The sequence below is a fragment of the Caenispirillum bisanense genome (genome assembly GCF_900230255.1).
In the GTDB taxonomy this organism is placed as follows: domain Bacteria; phylum Pseudomonadota; class Alphaproteobacteria; order Rhodospirillales; family Rhodospirillaceae; genus Caenispirillum; species Caenispirillum bisanense_A.
In genome coordinates this window covers 362,972-379,764 of the sequence record NZ_OCNJ01000002.1, presented here as the reverse complement: position 1 = coordinate 379,764, position 16,793 = coordinate 362,972, and the positions used below count along the sequence as shown (strand labels likewise).

Annotated in this window: 17 protein-coding genes; 9 read left to right on the top strand and 8 right to left on the bottom strand. The window is 71.3% G+C overall.

The window, feature by feature from the left end; genetic code table 11:
• Positions 1-21: 21 nt before the first annotated feature.
• Complete coding sequence (locus CRP50_RS06290; RefSeq protein WP_097278129.1) at positions 22-1,716, bottom strand: peptidoglycan-binding domain-containing protein; 1,695 nt, start codon at positions 1,714-1,716, stop codon at positions 22-24.
• A gap of 110 nt (positions 1,717-1,826) precedes the next feature.
• Between CRP50_RS06290 and CRP50_RS06285 the strand changes: the two genes are divergently transcribed.
• The 3 genes from CRP50_RS06285 to CRP50_RS25975 all read left to right on the top strand — a co-directional run bounded on the left by CRP50_RS06285 (position 1,827) and on the right by CRP50_RS25975 (position 5,186).
• Complete coding sequence (locus CRP50_RS06285) at positions 1,827-2,630, top strand: competence/damage-inducible protein A (RefSeq protein ID WP_097278128.1); 804 nt, start codon at positions 1,827-1,829, stop codon at positions 2,628-2,630.
• A gap of 71 nt (positions 2,631-2,701) precedes the next feature.
• Complete coding sequence (locus CRP50_RS06280; RefSeq protein WP_097278127.1) at positions 2,702-2,950, top strand: hypothetical protein; 249 nt, start codon at positions 2,702-2,704, stop codon at positions 2,948-2,950.
• A gap of 127 nt (positions 2,951-3,077) precedes the next feature.
• Positions 3,078-5,186 (top strand): PhoX family protein, encoded by a 2,109-nt coding sequence (locus tag CRP50_RS25975; protein ID WP_245913386.1) that lies wholly within the window; start codon positions 3,078-3,080, stop codon positions 5,184-5,186.
• 101 nt (positions 5,187-5,287) lie between these two features.
• Here the strand turns inward: CRP50_RS25975 and CRP50_RS06270 are convergent, their stop codons facing one another.
• From CRP50_RS06270 to CRP50_RS06255, 4 genes are all read right to left on the bottom strand, one after another.
• Positions 5,288-5,989 carry an ABC transporter permease gene (locus tag CRP50_RS06270; RefSeq protein WP_097278126.1) on the bottom strand — a complete coding sequence of 234 codons (702 nt, stop codon included), beginning with the start codon at positions 5,987-5,989 and terminating at the stop codon, positions 5,288-5,290.
• Positions 5,990-6,005: 16 nt separating this feature from the next.
• Entirely contained in the window at positions 6,006-6,680 is a 675-nt protein-coding gene (locus tag CRP50_RS06265; RefSeq protein ID WP_097278125.1) for an ABC transporter permease, read from the bottom strand.
• Between the two features lie 107 nt (positions 6,681-6,787).
• Positions 6,788-7,549, bottom strand: a complete 762-nt coding sequence (locus CRP50_RS06260; protein WP_097278124.1) for an ABC transporter substrate-binding protein — start codon at positions 7,547-7,549, stop codon at positions 6,788-6,790.
• Positions 7,550-7,613: 64 nt separating this feature from the next.
• The gene (locus CRP50_RS06255) at positions 7,614-8,411 is read right to left on the bottom strand and encodes an ABC transporter ATP-binding protein (protein WP_245913396.1); all 798 of its coding nucleotides are present in this window, start codon (positions 8,409-8,411) and stop codon (positions 7,614-7,616) included.
• Positions 8,412-8,563: 152 nt separating this feature from the next.
• Here CRP50_RS06255 and CRP50_RS06250 point away from each other — a divergent pair, with 152 nt between their 5' ends.
• Together CRP50_RS06250 and CRP50_RS06245 are read left to right on the top strand one after the other, a co-directional pair.
• The gene (locus CRP50_RS06250) at positions 8,564-9,601 is read left to right on the top strand and encodes a threonine aldolase family protein (protein WP_097278123.1); all 1,038 of its coding nucleotides are present in this window, start codon (positions 8,564-8,566) and stop codon (positions 9,599-9,601) included.
• Positions 9,602-9,629: 28 nt separating this feature from the next.
• On the top strand, positions 9,630-10,028 hold the full coding sequence (locus CRP50_RS06245) for an ACT domain-containing protein (RefSeq protein ID WP_097278122.1): 399 nt from the start codon (positions 9,630-9,632) through the stop codon (positions 10,026-10,028).
• A 329-nt stretch (positions 10,029-10,357) separates the two neighbouring features.
• On the opposite strand, the gene CRP50_RS06240 is transcribed toward CRP50_RS06245, so the two are convergent.
• The gene (locus tag CRP50_RS06240; RefSeq protein ID WP_097278121.1) at positions 10,358-11,875 is read right to left on the bottom strand and encodes a phospholipase D-like domain-containing protein; all 1,518 of its coding nucleotides are present in this window, start codon (positions 11,873-11,875) and stop codon (positions 10,358-10,360) included.
• A 41-nt stretch (positions 11,876-11,916) separates the two neighbouring features.
• Between CRP50_RS06240 and CRP50_RS06235 the strand changes: the two genes are divergently transcribed.
• Entirely contained in the window at positions 11,917-12,558 is a 642-nt protein-coding gene (locus CRP50_RS06235) for a YqaA family protein (protein ID WP_097278120.1), read from the top strand.
• A gap of 77 nt (positions 12,559-12,635) precedes the next feature.
• Here the strand turns inward: CRP50_RS06235 and secB are convergent, their stop codons facing one another.
• The gene (gene secB / locus CRP50_RS06230) at positions 12,636-13,145 is read right to left on the bottom strand and encodes a protein-export chaperone SecB (protein ID WP_097278119.1); all 510 of its coding nucleotides are present in this window, start codon (positions 13,143-13,145) and stop codon (positions 12,636-12,638) included.
• Between the two features lie 79 nt (positions 13,146-13,224).
• Positions 13,225-13,773: an FxsA family protein gene (locus tag CRP50_RS06225; protein WP_097278118.1), complete on the bottom strand. Its 549-nt coding sequence runs from the start codon at positions 13,771-13,773 to the stop codon at positions 13,225-13,227.
• A 153-nt stretch (positions 13,774-13,926) separates the two neighbouring features.
• Between CRP50_RS06225 and CRP50_RS06220 the strand changes: the two genes are divergently transcribed.
• The 3 genes from CRP50_RS06220 (at position 13,927) to CRP50_RS06210 (ending at position 16,777) form a co-directional block, all read left to right on the top strand.
• Entirely contained in the window at positions 13,927-14,637 is a 711-nt protein-coding gene (locus CRP50_RS06220; protein ID WP_097278117.1) for a Tim44/TimA family putative adaptor protein, read from the top strand.
• 11 nt (positions 14,638-14,648) lie between these two features.
• On the top strand, positions 14,649-15,872 hold the full coding sequence (locus CRP50_RS06215) for a murein transglycosylase A (protein ID WP_097278116.1): 1,224 nt from the start codon (positions 14,649-14,651) through the stop codon (positions 15,870-15,872).
• Positions 15,873-15,967: 95 nt separating this feature from the next.
• Positions 15,968-16,777, top strand: a complete 810-nt coding sequence (locus CRP50_RS06210; protein ID WP_097278361.1) for a (Fe-S)-binding protein — start codon at positions 15,968-15,970, stop codon at positions 16,775-16,777.
• Positions 16,778-16,793: the final 16 nt, after the last annotated feature.

Genomic DNA, 16,793 nt, shown 5'->3' with positions numbered 1-16,793 from the left:
TACAGGCGCGGCGGAGCCTTGTCAGCGGTTGCTCGGCGGTACCGTCACGCCATGCCGGTCGGCGGCGGCCGTGGCCCGTGCCGCGGCCACCAGCGCGCGGGCGCGGTTCCACGGATTGCGCACCGCGAGCGCGTCGTCCACCGTCGCCCGCACCGCCAGCCCGGCCTCGGCACTGCCGGCGGTCGCCAGCTGCTCCGCCCGCTGGGCCGCCAGGCGCACCCGCGCCACCCGGTCGAGCATGCCGCCGCGCAGGGTCTCGGCCTCGGCGGCCAGGGTGGTCGCCGTCGGCGCGGGGGTGTCGGTGGCGGCGGCGAGGCGGTAGAGCGCCTCCACCCGCAGGGCGTCGTCGCCGATGCGGCGGGCGGCGGCGGCGGCGTCCTCGGTGCGGCCGAGCGCGCGCCAGGCCTCGGCGATGCGCGACCAGGCGAAGGCGGTGGCGTAGGGCAGTTCGACCTGGGCCGCCACCGCCTCGGCGTCGGAGATCACCTCCGGCTGCTTCAGGGCGACGGCGACGTCGGCCAGCGCGACCGCCCGATAGCGCGGCTCCGGCACGGCGCGGGCCGCCTGCAGGGCGGCGGTGGCCGAGCCGGCGCGGGCGTGGGCGGCGGCCAGTTCCACCAGCACCGGCGTGCGTTCGGCGGCGTCGGGCAGGGCCGCCAGCAGGGCCTCGGCACGCGCCGGATGCCCGGCCTCCGCCCAGGCCGCCGCCACCAGGGCGGCCTGATCGGCGCCCAGGTCGAGGGCGTCGGCCCGGTTCAGGCGCTCGGCGGCGGCATCGCCATCGCCGCGCGCGCGGGCGGCGCGGGCCAGCGTCGCGAGGGCGGCCCGACGATCGCCGGCATCGGCCACCTGCGGCAGCAGCACCTCGGCGGCGGTTTCCGCCTGCCGCACCGCATCGAGCGGCGGCGGCGTCAGGCGCGACAGGGCCTCGGCCACCTCGGCATGGCTGCGCAGGGCTTCCCGCGGCAACGCCCGTGCGGCGGCGGCCAATGCCAGGGCGGCCTCGGCGTCGCCGGCGGCGGCGCGGGCCGTCGCCACCCGCCGCAGGCCGGTGAAGGCGGCGCGCGGGTCCACCGTCAGACGCAGCACCGGCCACACGGACTCGACACCCGCCGCGGCGGCGAGACCGACGGCGATCTCGCCCAGCACCCAGTCGCGCAGCTCGGGGTCGACGATGCCCTTGGCGCTTTCGGCCGCCTCGGTCAGCAGGCAGGCGGCGGTGGGGTCGGCGCGGCAGGGGCCGAGGTCGCGCCCGGCGGCGGCGGTCAGGTCGCCCGGCTGCGGCGCGAGGCGGGCGGCGAGCTGCGGGTCGGCGGCGATGGCGGCCTGCGCCTCGGCCGTTTCGGCGGCGCGGGCGGCGTCGAGCCGGCGGGAGGTGCGGATGGCCTCGGCACGGGTGCGCAGGGCCGCGAGGGTATCGGCGTCGAGCCGGCCCGTCGCGGTCCGGCCGCTCTGGCGCTGGAAGCCTTCGACGGCGCGCACGAAGGCGGCGTCGGCGATGCCGTCGGGGGCGCCGTCCCACAGGCCCAGTTCGGCGAGCAGCCCTTGCGCCTCGCGCACCTCGGAGGCGGCCACCGTCCCCGCCGCCTCGCCGGCCGGCAGGGTGGCCGCCGGTTCGGGCGCGGCCGCCCACGCCGGCTCTGGCGTCGCAGCCCCGCTCAGCGCATATAGAGTGCCCAACACTACACCGAAGGCCGCGCGGCCGGTCCCGCTCATGCGCCGAAAGACTCCCTTGGGGTATTCGGCTGGACGATACCAGCGCCGCGCGATCCTGTCAGTGTCCTCGACCGTCGCCCGCCCCGCCACCGCCAGACGCAGGAGCCCCCATGTCCGCCGCTTCCCCCACCGTCGTCACCGCCGCCCTGCTGGTGATCGGCAACGAGGTGCTGTCCGGCCGCACCCGCGACGCCAACGTGCAGGCCTTCGCCACCGTCCTCGGCGAGCGCGGCGTGCGCCTGCGCGAAGTGCGCATGGTGGCCGACGACGCCGACGCCATCGTCGAGGCGGTGAATGCCCTGCGCGCCCGCTATGCCTACGTCTTCACCACCGGCGGCATCGGCCCGACCCACGACGACATCACCACCGACTGCGTCGCAGCCGCCTTCGGACTGGAAGTGGTGGTCGACCCGGAGGCGGAACGCCGCCTGCGCGACCACTACGGGGCGGAGGGGCTGAACGCCGCCCGCCTGCGCATGGCGCGCATCCCCGTGGGCGCCGAGCTGATCGACAACCCGGTCAGCCACGCGCCGGGCTTCCGCGTCGAGAACGTCTACGTCATGGCCGGCGTGCCGCGCATCGCCGCCGCCATGCTCGATTCGGTGAAGCACGGCCTGGCCGGCGGCGCGCCGGTTCACAGCCTGGCGGTGACGGCCTATATCCGCGAAGGCGACCTCGCCGAGGGCCTCGGCGTCGTGCAGGAGGCTTACCCGAGCGTCGAGATCGGCAGCTACCCCTTCGTGCGCGGCACCCGCATCGGCACCTCCATCGTCTGCCGCTCGCCCGATCCGGCGGCGGCGGCCTCGGCGGTGGCGCGGGTGAGCGCGCTGATGACCGCCCTCGGCGCCCCGCCGGAAACCGACGGCAGCTTCGACGCCACCACCGGCTCGGCGTCGAGCTGGCACGAGGACTGATCGTTCGCAATGACTCCGGGGCGCCCGCGGCGGCAGGCTGACGCGCGCCCCACCGTCCCGAGGATGCCGCCATGCCCCTGAAGCCGCACGAGCGCCACGTGCTCGATTTCCTGCTCAAGCACCTGCTGTACGGAACCTTCGGCGGCTTCCTGTTCGGCGGGCTGCTGCTCGCCACCGACCTGGGCGGCATCCGCACCCTGGTGATGGCCAGCGAGGACACGGTGCTGTTCCTGATCCTGCTGTTCTTCGGCCTGTTCGTGACCTTCGGATCGGTCGGGATGGGCGTCGGCATCATGTCCCTCGGCGAGGACAAGAACTGAGCCTGTCCAAAGGGTTGGCGCGCAACATTTCTGCAACCGCCGCGCCATCGAACATTCACGGGAAAAACCCGACGATCGCCCTAAAGTTCAGTCCGATTTCCTCCTCAGCCCAGGATCGGACACCCCTATGAGCGACACCACCGAGATCAAGTCGGGCCGCGCCTACGACCTCAGCGAGGACGCCGGCGTCAACGAGCCGGCCGTCCCCACCATCGGCGACCTGATCGCCACCCGCTTCAGCCGCCGCGCCGCCCTGAAGGGCCTGTCGGTGGCCGCCGCCATGACCGCCGTCGGCGGTGCGGTGGGGGCGTCGGTGTCGCGCGGCGCGCTGGCCGCCACGCAGGCCTCGACGCTGGCGTTCAAGGAACTGCCGCACGGCTACGACGAAACCATGCACGTCGCCGAAGGCTACGACGCCAAGGTGCTGATCGGCTGGGGCGACAAGGTGCTGGCCGATGCGCCCGCCTTCGACGTCGACGCCCAGACCGCCGCCGCCCAGGCCAAGCAGTTCGGCTACAACAACGACTACATCGGCTACTTCCCGCTGCCGCAGGGCTCGACCACGTCGGACCACGGCCTGCTCGCCATCAACCACGAGTACACCGACCGCCAGCTGATGTTCAAAGGCATCGGCCCGGACGACATCGCCGCCCAGACCAAGGAGATGATCGACATCGAAATGGCCGCGCACGGCCATTCGGTCATCGAGGTCAAGAAGGGCGCCGACGGCTGGAACGTGGTCGACGGCAGCAAGTACGCCCGCCGCATCACCACCTCCGACACCGAGATGGAACTGACCGGCCCCGCCGCCGGGCACGCCCGCCTGCAGACCGCCGCCGATCCGTCGGGCCGCAAGGTCGTCGGCACCGTCAACAACTGCGCCGGCGGCGAGACGCCCTGGGGCACCGTGCTGATCGCCGAAGAAAACTTCCACGGCTACTTCACCGGCAAGATCCAGGCCGTGCACGAGGTGAAGGACGGCGACACCGCCGAGTCCATCGCCAAGGCGCTGTCGGAGAAGGCCGGCCGCGCGGTCACCGTCGCCGAGGTCGAGAAGCTCACCAAGGGCAAGATCGAAGCCGGCAAGAAGGTGAAGCTGAACGTCCACCCCGAAGCCCGCAACTACGCCCGTTACGGCATCACCGACGAGCCGTGGTACGGCTGGGCCAATTTCCACGACCGCTTCGACCTGGACAAGGTGCCGAACGAGGCCAACCGCTTCGGCTGGATGGTCGAGTTCGACCCGTACGACCCGACCTCCATGCCGAAGAAGCGCACCGCCCTCGGCCGCATGAAGCACGAAGGCGCGACCACCATCGTCAACAACGACGGCCGCCTCATCGTCTACACCGGCGACGACGAGCGCTTCGAGTACATCTACAAGTTCGTCTCCAACGGCAAGGTGAGCAACGACCGCGCCGCCAACTCGGCGCTGCTCGACGACGGCACCCTGTTCGTCGCCAAGCTGGAGGCCGACGGCTCGCTCCTGTGGCTGCCGCTGGTCCACGGCACCGGCCCGCTGACCGCCGAGAACGGCTTCGACAGCCAGGCCGACGTTCTCATCGAGACCCGCCGCGCCGCCGACCTGCTGGGCGCCACCCCCATGGACCGCCCGGAAGACGTCGAGCCGAACCCGGTCACCGGCACGGTCTTCGCCAACCTGACCAACAACACCAAGCGCAAGGACGCCCAGGTCGACAAGGCCAACCCGCGTCCCGCCAACGAGCACGGCCACGTCATCGAGATGATCCCGCCGGGCGACCGCGGCCGCGCCAAGAACCACGCCGCCCAGGACTTCACCTGGGAGATCTTCCTGCTCGCCGGCAACCCGGCGGACGCCGCCCACGGCGCCCAGTACGCCGAGGGTGTCACCGCCAACGGCTGGCTGTCCTGCCCGGACAACATGGCCTTCGACAAGCAGGGCCGCATCTGGATCACCACCGACGGCGCGCCGAAAGCCGGCCTCGCCGACGGCGTGTGGGCGGCCGACGTGGAAGGCCACGGCCGCGCCCTGACCCGCCACTTCTTCCGCACCCCGGTGGGTGCCGAGATGTGCGGCCCCTGCTTCACGCCCGACAGCACCACCCTGTTCGTCGCCGTGCAGCACCCGGGCGACGAGAAGGGCTCGACCTTCGACACCCCGACCACCCGCTGGCCGGACTTCAAGGACGGCATGCCGCCGCGCCCGGCGGTGGTCGCCATCACCAAGATCGGCGGCGGCGAGATCGGCAGCTGACCGATCCGCAGACCGGACGAACGAAGGGGCGGCCCACGGGCCGCCCCTTTTGCATCGGATCGCACGACCGGCGGCGCGTCGGCGACGGCGCCGCCGGCGCCTCAGTTCGGCATGCCCGGGGCCGGCTTGCGGTTGGCGTGCAGCTTGCCCTCCAGCCAGCGCAGGAACAGGGCGAACAGGAAGATCATCACCAGGTAGATCACGCCCGCCGCCGCGAAGGTCTCGATGGGCTGGTAGGTGACGGCGATGATCTTGCGGGCCATGCCCGTCAGGTCGAGCAGGGTGATGGTCGAGGCCAGCGCGCTCGACTTGATCATCAGGATCACTTCGTTGCCGTAGGCCGGCAGGCAGATGCGGAAGGCGCGCGGCAGGATCACCCGGCGGTAGGCCAGCGCCCGGCTCATGCCGAGCGCCCGGGCGGCCTCGACCTCGCCGTGGGGCACCGCCTGGATGGCGCCGCGCAGGATCTCGGCCGAATAGGCCGCGGTGTTCAGCGAGAAGGCGATGATGGCGCACCAATAGGCCTCGCGCAGCACCGGCCACAGGAAACTCTCGCGCACCGCCTCGAACTGCGACAGGCCGTAGTAGACCAGGAAGATCTGCACCAGCAGCGGCGTGCCGCGGAAGAAGAAGATGTAGGCAAACGGCACCGCCCGCACCAGCGGGTTGGCGCTGACCCGCAGCAACGCCACCGGCAAGGCGATGGCGAAGCCGATGACGATGGCGACGCCGACCAGCTGGAGCGTCAGCCAAGCGCCCTTCATCAGCTCGGGGAAGGCGGCGAGGAAGACCTGCATGTCCATGGGTGCGGCCCTCCCCTCAGCCGGCGGCGCGGCGCTGGCCGCGGTTGGCGCGGGTTTCCAGCACGTGCAGGACCGCCATGGTGACCACCGTCAGCCCGAGGTACAGGAAGGCAGCCGCCATGTAGAAGGTGAACGGTTCCTTGGTGTAGCGCGAGGCGATGTCGGCTTCGCGCATGAGGTCTTCCAGGCCCACCACCGACACCAATGCGGTGTCCTTCAGCAGCACCAGGAACAGATTGCCGAGGCCCGGCAGGGCGATGCGCCACACCTGCGGCAGCACGACGCGGCGGAAGGCCAGCAGCTTGCTCATGCCGAAGGCGTGCGCCGCCTCCACCTGCCCCTTGGGCACGGCGAGGATGGCGCCGCGGAACACTTCCGTCGCATAGGCGCCGAAGGTGATGCCGAGGGCGGCGACGCCGGCACCGTAGGCCGAGACCTCGAAATAGTCGCCGATGATGGCCGTCATCAGCACCGTGCCGCCGAAATAGACCAGCAGGACGGTGAGCAGCTCGGGCAGGCCGCGGAAGATGGCCGTGTAGGTTTCCGCCACCCAGCGCACGGGCGCGAGCGGCGACAGTTTCATGGCCGCGCCGGCGATGCCGAGCACCAGCCCGACGCAGACGGCGCCGAGCGCCAACTGCACCGTCACCCACAGCCCCGACAGCAACTGCGGCAGGAACCCCTGCAACATGGCTTCACCGTTCCCCCTGCCCGTCGCCCGCGGACGAGGCCGCGGGCCAATGGCGACGGGCGGCCGGCGCGTTGCCGCACCCGCCGCCCGCGCGCGTCGTCACCCGATCAATAGATGTCGAACGGGAAGTACTTCTTGTTGATCTCGGCGTAGGTGCCGTTCTCGCGGATGGCGGCCAGCGCCTTGTTCATCTTCTCGCGCAGTTCGTCGTCACCCTTGCGGATGGCGATGCCGATCTCGTCGTCGTCGTAGACCGGCTGGCCCTTGAACTCGAACTTGGCGCCGTCGTCGGTCTGCAGCCAGTCGTAGGTGACGTAGACGTCGTTCAGCACGCCGTCGAGGCGGCCCGAGGCGAGGTCGAGGAAGGCCTCTTCCTGGGTGCCGTACAGCTTGATGTCGACGCCCGGCACGTTCTCTTCCAGCCACTGGGCGGAGATGGTGGCGCGCTGCGCACCGATGGTCTTGCCCTTCAGCGCGGCGGCGGAGGTGTCGAACTCCTTGCCCTTGGGGGCGACGTACTGCAGCTTGTTGCTGTAATACTTGTCGGTGAAGTCGACGGCCTTCTTGCGCTCGTCGGTGATCGACATGCTGGCGATGATGGCGTCGTACTTCTTGGCGAGCAGGCCGGGGATGATGCCGTCCCAATCCTGCGCCACGATCTCGCACTCGGCCTTCATCTCGGCGCACAGCGCGTTGGCGACGTCGACGTCGAAGCCGCCGAGCTTGCCCGACTCGTCGATGGTGTTGAACGGCGGGAAGGCGCCCTCCGTCGCGATGCGGATCTTGTCGGCCGCCCAGGCCGAGGAGGCCGAGGCGGCGGCGATCACGACCGCGGCGGCGGTGGCGGCGAGGGTCTTCTTGAAGCTCATGATGTGCTCCCTGTTGCGGCCCCAGGCGGCGGGGCCAGATCGGTTCGTCTTGCTTGCCGACGGCTCAGTGCAGGTGGCTGGCCAGGAACTGGCGCAGCCGCTGGCTGTCGGGGTCGGTGAACAGCTTGGACGGCGGCCCCTGCTCCTCGGTGCGGCCCTGGTGGAGGAACATCACCTGGCTGGAGACGTCGCGGGCGAAGGCCATTTCGTGGGTGACGATGAGCATGGTGCGCCCTTCCTCCGCCAGATTGCGGATGACGCCGAGCACTTCCACCACCAGTTCCGGGTCGAGGGCCGAGGTCGGCTCGTCGAACAGGATCACCTGCGGCTCCATGCACAGGGCGCGGGCGATGGCGGCGCGCTGCTGCTGGCCGCCCGACAGGTGGTTGGGGTAGTAGTCGCGGCGCTCGGCGAGGCCGACCTTGGCGAGCAGGGCCTCCGCCCGCTCGCGCACCTCGGCCTTGTTCTGGCCGAGCACGTGGACCGGCGCTTCCATCACGTTCTGCAGCACGGTCAGGTGCGGCCACAGGTTGAAGCTCTGGAACACCATGCCGACGCGGGCGCGCAGCCGCTCGATCTGGCGGTGGCTGGCGATGCGCGGATTGCCCTTGCGGTCCTGGCGCACGCGGATTTCCTCGCCGCCGATCTTCACCGCGCCGGCGTCGGGGGTTTCGAGGAAGTTGATGCAGCGCAGGAAGGTGCTCTTGCCGGACCCGGACGATCCGATGATGGAGATCACGTCGCCGTCGCGTGCCTCGAGCGAGATCCCCTTCAGCACCTCCAACCCGCCATACCGCTTGTGGATGTCGAGCACCTGGAGGGTCGGCGCCGCGTCCCCGGCGGGGGCCTTGGCCAAGCTCACGTCGCTCACGTAGTTGCCGACTCCCTTGTTTGGTGATTCGGGTTGTGAAACCCGGTCGAGGCGGCATAGTTTCCCGCCATGCACGAAGAAGTGTCAAGATTTTACGAGCGTTCAAGCGGCTCGTACCAAAGGCCAGGAAGCGGAGGACAGCGGTGAGCAATTTCGGCAGCGACAACGTCACCGGCGCGCACCCCAAGGTGATGGAGGCGCTGAGTGCCGCCGCCGCGGGATCGGCCACGCCCTACGGCGGCGACGACTGGACCGCCCGGGTGCAGGACCGCCTGCGCGAGGTCTTCGAGAAGCCCGACCTGCTCGCCTTCCCCGTCGCCACCGGCACCGCCGCCAACGCGCTGGCGCTGGCCACCGTGGTGCCGCCCTACGGCAGCGTGCTGTGCCACGCCGACGCCCATGTCCATGTGGACGAATGCGGCGCGCCCGAAATGTTCACCGGCGGCGCCAAGCTGGTGCCGCTGGCGGGTACGGACGGCAAGCTGACGCCGCAGACCATCCAGGCCGCCATCGACCACGCCGGCGTCCGCGACGTCCACCGCGTGCAGCCGGCCGCCGTCACCATCACCCAGGCGACCGAGGCGGGCACCGTCTATTCCGTCGCCGAGGTCGCCGCCATCGCCGAGTGCTGCCGCCGCAACGGCCTGCCGCTGCACATGGACGGCGCCCGCTTCGGCAATGCCGTCGCCGCCCTCGACGTGCCGCCGGCGGAGGTGACGTGGAAGGCGGGCGTCGACATGCTGTCCTTCGGCGCCACCAAGAACGGCTGCTGGGCGGCGGAGGCGGTGGTGTTCTTCGACCCGGCGCTGGCCCGCGACTTCGTCTATCGCCGCAAGCGCGCCGGACACCTGTTCTCCAAGATGCGCTTCGTGTCGGCGCAGTTGGAGGCTTATCTCGCCGACGACCTGTGGCTCGCCAACGCCCGCCACGCCAACGCCTGCGCCCGCCGCCTGGCCGAGGGCCTGAGCGCCGCCTGCGTCGATCTCGCCCACCCGGTGCAGGCCAACGAGATCTTCGCCCACCTGCCGCCGGCCACCCAGGCGCGGGTGAAGGATGCGGGCTTCGTGGTCATCCCCTGGCCCGATCTGGGCACGGATGCAGTGCGCATGGTCTGCGCCTGGAACACCGACATGGCCGACGTGGAGCGCCTGATCGCCGTCGTCGCCGGCCGCGCCGCCTGACCGGAGCCCCCTGCCCGGAGACCGCCCCATGAGCCGCCGCTTCACCCTCACCCGCCGGCCGGTGGCGCTCGCCGTCTGCCGCCTGCCGCCGGACGCAGCCGAGCCCGCCTGGGCCCGCGCCGGCCTGTTCGCCAGCGTCACCAGGACGCCGGCGGAACTGTCCATCGTCTGCGACCACACTGCCGCCGCGGCCGCCCCGCCGACGGAGGGCCTGCGGGTGGACGGTCCGTGGGCGGTGTTCGAGGTGCAGGGCCCCTTTGCCTTCGACGTGACGGGCGTCGTCGCCGACCTGGCGCGCCCGCTGGCGGAGGCGGGGGTGGGGCTGTTCGTCCTGTCGACCTTCGACACCGACTGGATCCTGGTGAAACAGGAAAACGCCACCGCCGCCGCCGACGCCTGGCGGGCCGCGGGGCACACGGTGGGCTAAGGGGCGGCGGAGGGCGGGTGATGGTGTCATGGCCGGGCTCGACCCGGCCATCTACGGCGTGCACGGCGGCGGCCGTTGGCACCGCCCTCCACGGCGCCCGCCAGGGGAGCCGTGGATGCGCGGATCAAGTCCGCGCATGACAAGGGTTTAGGCCTGAAACAGCCGCATAAACTGTCATGGCCGGGCTCGACCCGGCCATCCACGGCGTGCACGCCGGCGGCCGTTGGCACCGCCCTCCACGGCAGCCGACAGGGGAGCCGTGGATGCGCGGATCAAGTCCGCGCATGACACTCACGAGGGGACATCCGCAAGAGCGCCCGCCCCCTCCCTCACCACCTCAGCGTCAGCAGGCCCCTCGCCTTGGCACGCAGGCGGCGCCAGGGCTTTTCCGGGCGCTCCGGGTCGGCGAGCTGGCTGTCGACGACGAACTCATCGAAGCCGTCCATATCCTCCGGCGTCTCGACCTCCAGCGGCACCAGCGTGCGGCCGCGTTCGGTGCGCAGGCTTTCGATGGCGGGGATGATGCGGCCGTCCTCGGCGTCGATGCGGCTGCGCAGGGCGGCTTCGTCCACGTCCAGGTGCTCGGCCAGCAGGTCGAGCATGCGGCCGCGGATCATGGCGCGCGTCCCGTCCTCCTCCGGCCGCGGCGCCACCGCCACGTCGCACTCGCTGTCGAAGCCGAGCGAGCGATTGTTGATGTTCGCCGAGCCGATCTTCAGGAACAGGTCGTCGACGATGGTCACCTTGGCGTGGACGTAGATGGGCCGGCCCTTCCTGGTCACCGGGCAGTAGATGCGGAAGCGACCGCAGTGGTCGGCGGCGCGGCAGGCGGCGACGGCGCGGATGCGGGCGGTGTCCATGGTGGACTGCTCCAGCCAACCGGCCGCCTCCTTGGGATTGACCACCACCACCTCGGGCGGGTCGGGCTCGCGCAGGCGCTCGACCAGGGCGCGCACCACGGCGCGGCTGGCGAAATACTGGTTCTCCAGGTAGATCAGCCGGCGCGCCTTGCGGACGGCGCGCAGGTACAGCTTCTCGATCTCGAAGATGCCCGGCTGGTCCTCGAAGGGCGGCAGGGTGCGGGCGATGCCGACCTGCAAGGCGTGGCCGTCGCACGGCGCCGCAGCCGGCCACGCCACCTCGTCCTCGTCGGACGCCGGCGGATCCACCGGCTCCAGATGTTCGCCCGTGGCGCGGCGCCAGCGGTCGCGGCACAGCTGCCCGAGGGTGCCGGCCGCGTCGCCATCCAGCGCCAGGGCGACGTCGTGGTGCGGCATGTAGCGGCGGCCGCCGGGGGTGATGCGGTGGTGGTCGTTGTCGCGGTGGGCGCGCGTGTCCCAGCGCTCGCGGGTGATGTCTATGGCGCCGGTCAGCGCCAGCCGGTCGTCGATGCAGACGATCTTCTGGTGGTGGCACGATCCGAAGGGATGCTCGCCGTCCAGCTTGAAGTGGACGCGGTCGTGCAGCTTCCACTTGATGGCGCGGATCGGCCACGGGTTCTGCCGGATCATGGTGAAGAAGGCGACGTCCCACTTGAGGATGAACAGCTCCAGCTCCGGCCGCCGGCGCACCAGTTCCGACAGGAACGGCCCGACCTTCACCGGCCAGCCGTCGCGCGGGTTCTTCGTCAGCAGGCGGATACGGGTGTCGAAGTCCCAGCCGATGAGGAAGATGCGCCGCCGCGCCTCCAGGCAGGCCTGACGGAAGGCGGCGAAGTAGTCCTCGCAGTCGACGATGACGCCGAACCGGCGGGTCTCGGCGAGCCGCCAGCAGGTCTCGCCCGGCTCCAGCAAAGGCGGGTCGGGCTCCGGTTCGATGCGGCGGGCAGGGGTGTCGGGCAGCGTCATGCCCCACCCAACGCACAAGCGGCTGCAGGCGTTGAAGCCGCATGACCGAGACCGACGACGCCCCGCCCGGCCAGCTCCGCTGCGCCCTCAGCCATCCGAGGCAGTGCGCCAAACGCCTGGCCCAGAGCCGCTCCGGCCTATGGATGATCGGCGTTCTTTCGGTCCTGGAAAGCACGGTGCTGCCCTTCGCCATCGAGATCGTGCTGATCCCCTACATGCTGGCGCGGCAGGACATTCTGTGGCGCATCGCCTTCGTCACGACGCTGGGCTCGGTGATCGGCGCCGCCTTCGGCTACGCCATCGGCTACTTCCTCTACGCCTCGGCCGGCACGTGGCTGATCGAGACCCTGGGCTGGCAGCAGCAGTTCGAGAGCACGCGGGAGTGGTTCTCCAGCAACGGCTTCTGGGCCGTGCTCGCCATCGGCGTGACGCCGGTGCCCTTCCAGGTGGCCATGCTGGCGGCGGGAGCCATGAAGTACTCCCTGCCGATGTTCCTGCTGGCGACGGGGCTCGCCCGCGGCATCCGCTACTTCGGACTGGCGCTGCTGGTGAAGCTGTTCGGCCAGCGGGCGCTCGACCTGTGGCACCGCCACAAGGTGCCGGTGGCGGCCGGCCTGACCGCCGTGGTGGCGGTCGCCGTGGCGGCGCAGGTGTTCCTGGGCGGGGGAAGCGGCAGCGGCTGACGCAACGGCTGAACAGGAAAGGGCCGGCGGCGGGTTCCCCCGCCGCCGGCCCTTTCTCGTACGAAAAGGCGCAGGCCTTACGCCTGCTCTTCGCCCTCTTCGGCGCGGGCGCGCTGGGCGGCTTCGGCGCGCTGGCGGTAGAGCTGCACGAAGTCGATGGGCTGCAGCATCAGCGGCGGGAAGCCGCCATCGCGGGTGATGTCGGCGATGAGGTTGCGGCAGAACGGGAACATCAGGCGCGGCGCCTCGATCAGCAGCAGCGGGTGCAGGTGTTCCTGCGGCGCGTTGGCCTGCACCACGGCGCCGTAGACCAGCTCCATGACGAAGCCCGGCTTGTCGCCGACGGTCGCCTTGATGTCGAAGTGGATGGTCACTTCGTAGTGGTTGCCGCCGAGCTGGGCGACCTGCACGTCGACGCTGATGGGGATCTCCGGCGCCTTCTGCATCTGGCTGAAGATCTGCGGCGCGCCCGGCACTTCGAAGGACAGGTCCTTGATGTACTGGCCGGCGATGGCGATGCCGACGCGGCCTTCCTGCTCGGTGGCCTGGGGGTTCTGCGCGCCGTTGGCGCCGTTCGCTTCGGTCATCGGGTCACTCCTGGAAGAATGGGTTGCGGCAAGGGCTAGCACGGCGGCCGGCGACTGGCAACCGCCCGAGTCGGCCCTATCAGCCGCGCGGCGGGCCGGGACGCGGCGGCAGGTCGGCGTCGCCTCCGATGCGGTCGGCCGGCGGCGGGTCCTGGTCGACCTCGCGGAACTCGCCCTCGATTTCGTAGGGGCGGCGCGGCGGCGCCTCCGGGCGACCCTGCGGCCCGCCGGCGCCGCCGTCGGTGAAGGTGGCCGAGTAGCGCACGTTGCCCGACTTCACCAGCGCCGGCAGCACCACCTTGCGCAGCCACGCCCGCACCGGCGGCAGCAACAGCAGCAGGCCGGTGGCGTCGGTGACGAAGCCCGGCGTCAGCAGCAGCACGCCGGCCACCAGCAGGCAGGCGCCGTCGAACACTTCGCGCAGCGGCATCTCGCCGCGATTGAGCGATTCCTGCGCCCGCCGCAGGGTCGCGAGGCCCTGGTGGCGCAGCAGCGCGGTGCCGGCGAAGGCGGTGGCGATGACGATGGCGATGGTCGGCCACAGACCGATCAGACCGCCCACCTGGATGAAGACGGCGATTTCGATCAGCGGAACCGCGATGAACAGGCCCAGAATCACGAGTGGCATGCTTGCCCTTTGCCCCCTCACGGCTTATGTACGGGGAACGAAAATGGCCCCCTGTTCGTGTCCGGCAGCCGGAATGTTTTGTCCGCGCCGCCTGACCCATGTAGCGTAGCGAGGGGGGCGGGTCCAGCCCCGGGGTGGAGCGGCAGCCGACTGATGAGCGAAGGTTTCCAGTTCGTCGACATCATCTTCCTCGCCCTCGTGGCGGGCTTTCTCATCCTGCGTCTGCGCAGCGTGCTCGGCCGCCGCACCGGCGACGAGGAGCTGCGCCGCCAGCAGGCGGAACAGCGGCTGGCCGCCGGCCGCCGCGCCGCGCCGGCGACGGACGATCGCGGCAACGTGATCGAGCTGCCGGGCCGCCGCCCCGCCGCACCGGCCGAGGAAGACCTCGACCTCGGCGCCTATGCCGGCACGCCGGTGGAAGCCGGCATCCGCGACATCAACGCCGCCGACCGCAGCTTCGAGCCCAACGGCTTCCTGCGTGGCGCCCGCGGCGCCTTCGAGATGATCGTCGAGGCCTTCGCCCGCGGCGACAAGGACGCCCTGCGGCCGCTGCTCGCCGACGAGGTCTTCGCCAACTTCTCGGCCGCCATCGACCAGCGCAAGCAGGCCGGCGAGACCATGGAGACGCGCATCCTCGGCATCAAGAAGCTCGAGATCCGCGACGCCGCCATGCGTGGCCGCGACGCCGTGGTGACCGTGCTGTTCCAGAGCGAGCAGATCAACCTGGTGATCGACCAGTCGGGCGTCGTCGTCGACGGCGACGAGAAGACGCCGGTGGACGTCACCGACGTCTGGACCTTCGCCCGCGACACTGGCGATCCCGATCCCAACTGGCAGCTCGTCGCCACCACCGCGCCCGAGTGACCTCTCAAGCCATGCGCCGCGCCTTTCCGCTGGTTTCGGCCGCCCGCCGCCTCGCCGCGTGCGGCCTTCTCGCCCTCGGCCTCGCCGCCTGCGGCGAGCAGGCCCCGCCGCCGCCGGCCGAGCCCCAGGTGCCGCGCGCGGCGCTGACGCCGGCCACCTTCGCCCAGTTGCCCGGGTGGCAGAGCGACGGCCTGCGCGACGCCCTGCCGGCCCTGCGCGCCTCGTGCGAGCGCATGACGGCGCGCAACAGCTTCCCGAGCGCCCCCGAGTTCCTCACCGACGAGGCCCGCGCCGTCTTCCCCGGCGCCGCCGCGTGGCAGCGCGCCTGTGCCCAGGTGGCCGCCGTGCCGCCGGGCGACGCCGCCGGCCTGCGCCGGGTGCTGACCACCGCCTTCGTGCCCTATGCCGTCGCCGACGCCGGCACCGGCAGCCGCGAGGGCACCTTCACCGGCTACTACGAGGCCGAACTGCGTGGCTCGCCGGTGCGCCAGGGCGCCTATCAGCATCCGGTCTACGGCGTGCCGTCCGACCTCGTGTCGGTCAACCTGCGCAGCTTCGACGAGGCGCTGCCCAATCAGACCCTGGTCGGCCGCGTCGACGGCGGCAAGCTGGTGCGCTACCACGACCGCGCCGCCATCGAGACGGGCGCCGTCGCCGCCACCGCGCCGGTGGTCATGTGGACCGACGACGCCGTCGACCTGCACGTGCTGCACGTCCAGGGCTCGGGCCGCGTCGTGCTGCCCGACGGCACCACCACCCGCGTCGGCTATGCCGGCAACAACGGCTGGAAGTTCGTCGGCATCGGCAAGATCCTGAAGGACGCCGGCGTGCTGGCGCCCGGCCAGGGCTCCATGCAGGACATCCGGGCGTGGCTGAAGGCCAACCCGCAGGTGGCCGACGACTACATGCGGCAAAATCCGCGCTACATCTTCTTCCGTAAGATTGACGGAAACGGTCCCATCGGCGCCCAGGGCGTGGCGCTGACGCCGGCCCGCTCCATGGCGGTCGACACGCGCTTCGTGCCGCTCGGCGCGCCGCTGTGGCTGGACGCCGTCGACCCCGACGGCCGGCCGCTGCAGCGCCTGATGGTGGCGCAGGACGTCGGCTCGGCCATCAAGGGGCAGGTGCGCGGCGACTTCTTCTGGGGCACCGGCGAGGCGGCGCTCGCCCAGGCGGGCCGCATGAAGAGCCCCGGCCGTTACTACGTTCTGCTGCCCCGGGCGGCGGGGTCCTGAGTCTTCTTGTCAGGGACCGCGCGACACCGCATCCTTGGGCGACTCGGCGGGCGGACCCGCCGAACCGATCACGAGCACAAGGGTTGACCCCGCGCATGTCCGAGCCGACCGCCGCCGCCCCGTCGTCTTCCACCGCCGCCGCCGCGCGCCCTGCGCAGCCGCACGTCGGGCTGTTCGTCACCTGTCTGGTCGACGTCTACCGCCCGACCGTCGGCTTCGCCACGCTGTCGCTGCTGGAGAAGGCGGGCTGCCGCGTCACCGTGCCGGACAGCCAGACCTGCTGCGGCCAGCCGGCCTGGAACACCGGCGACCGCGAGGATGCCCAGCGCGTCGCCCGCCCCCTCATCGACGCCTTCCTCGGGTTCGACTACGTGGTGGTGCCCTCGGGCTCCTGCGCCGGCATGATTCGCTACTACCCCGACGTCTTCCAGGGCGACCCGGTCTACGGCCCCAAGGCCGAGCAGCTGGCCGCCAAGACCTTCGAGATCACCAGCTTCCTCACCGACGTCATGGGCTGGGACGGCATCGAGGCGACCTATTCCGACACCGTCACCTATCACGACAGCTGTTCCGGCCTGCGCCAGCTCGGCATCAAGGCGCAGCCGCGGGCGCTGTTGTCCAAGGTCGCGGGGCTGGACCTGGTGGAGATGCAGCGGCCCGAGGAATGCTGCGGCTTCGGCGGCACCTTCTGCGTCAAGTACGGCGAGATTTCCGACCGCATGGTCACCGACAAGGTGACCGACATCGACACCACTGGCGCCGGCACCCTGCTGGCGGGCGAAGTGGGCTGCCTGCTCAACATGGCGGGCAAGGCCAAGCGGCTCGGCCAGTCGGTCAAGTGCCGCCACGTCACCGAAGTGCTCGCGGGCATGGCCGACCGGCCGGCCATCGGCGACGAGCGCTGAACGGGAAGGGACAGGA

Coding starts and splice junctions, on each gene's coding strand:
- CRP50_RS06285 (WP_097278128.1), top strand. CDS start 1,827: ATGTCCGCCGCTTCCCCCACCGTCGTCACCGCCGCCCTGCTGGTGATC.
- CRP50_RS06245 (WP_097278122.1), top strand. CDS start 9,630: ATGAGCCGCCGCTTCACCCTCACCCGCCGGCCGGTGGCGCTCGCCGTC.
- CRP50_RS06235 (WP_097278120.1), top strand. CDS start 11,917: ATGACCGAGACCGACGACGCCCCGCCCGGCCAGCTCCGCTGCGCCCTC.
- CRP50_RS06260 (WP_097278124.1), bottom strand. CDS start 7,549: ATGAGCTTCAAGAAGACCCTCGCCGCCACCGCCGCCGCGGTCGTGATC.
- CRP50_RS06280 (WP_097278127.1), top strand. CDS start 2,702: ATGCCCCTGAAGCCGCACGAGCGCCACGTGCTCGATTTCCTGCTCAAG.
- CRP50_RS06215 (WP_097278116.1), top strand. CDS start 14,649: ATGCGCCGCGCCTTTCCGCTGGTTTCGGCCGCCCGCCGCCTCGCCGCG.
- CRP50_RS06265 (WP_097278125.1), bottom strand. CDS start 6,680: ATGTTGCAGGGGTTCCTGCCGCAGTTGCTGTCGGGGCTGTGGGTGACG.
- CRP50_RS06225 (WP_097278118.1), bottom strand. CDS start 13,773: ATGCCACTCGTGATTCTGGGCCTGTTCATCGCGGTTCCGCTGATCGAA.
- CRP50_RS06270 (WP_097278126.1), bottom strand. CDS start 5,989: ATGGACATGCAGGTCTTCCTCGCCGCCTTCCCCGAGCTGATGAAGGGC.
- secB (WP_097278119.1), bottom strand. CDS start 13,145: ATGACCGAAGCGAACGGCGCCAACGGCGCGCAGAACCCCCAGGCCACC.
- CRP50_RS06220 (WP_097278117.1), top strand. CDS start 13,927: ATGAGCGAAGGTTTCCAGTTCGTCGACATCATCTTCCTCGCCCTCGTG.
- CRP50_RS06290 (WP_097278129.1), bottom strand. CDS start 1,716: ATGAGCGGGACCGGCCGCGCGGCCTTCGGTGTAGTGTTGGGCACTCTA.
- CRP50_RS06210 (WP_097278361.1), top strand. CDS start 15,968: ATGTCCGAGCCGACCGCCGCCGCCCCGTCGTCTTCCACCGCCGCCGCC.
- CRP50_RS25975 (WP_245913386.1), top strand. CDS start 3,078: ATGAGCGACACCACCGAGATCAAGTCGGGCCGCGCCTACGACCTCAGC.
- CRP50_RS06240 (WP_097278121.1), bottom strand. CDS start 11,875: ATGACGCTGCCCGACACCCCTGCCCGCCGCATCGAACCGGAGCCCGAC.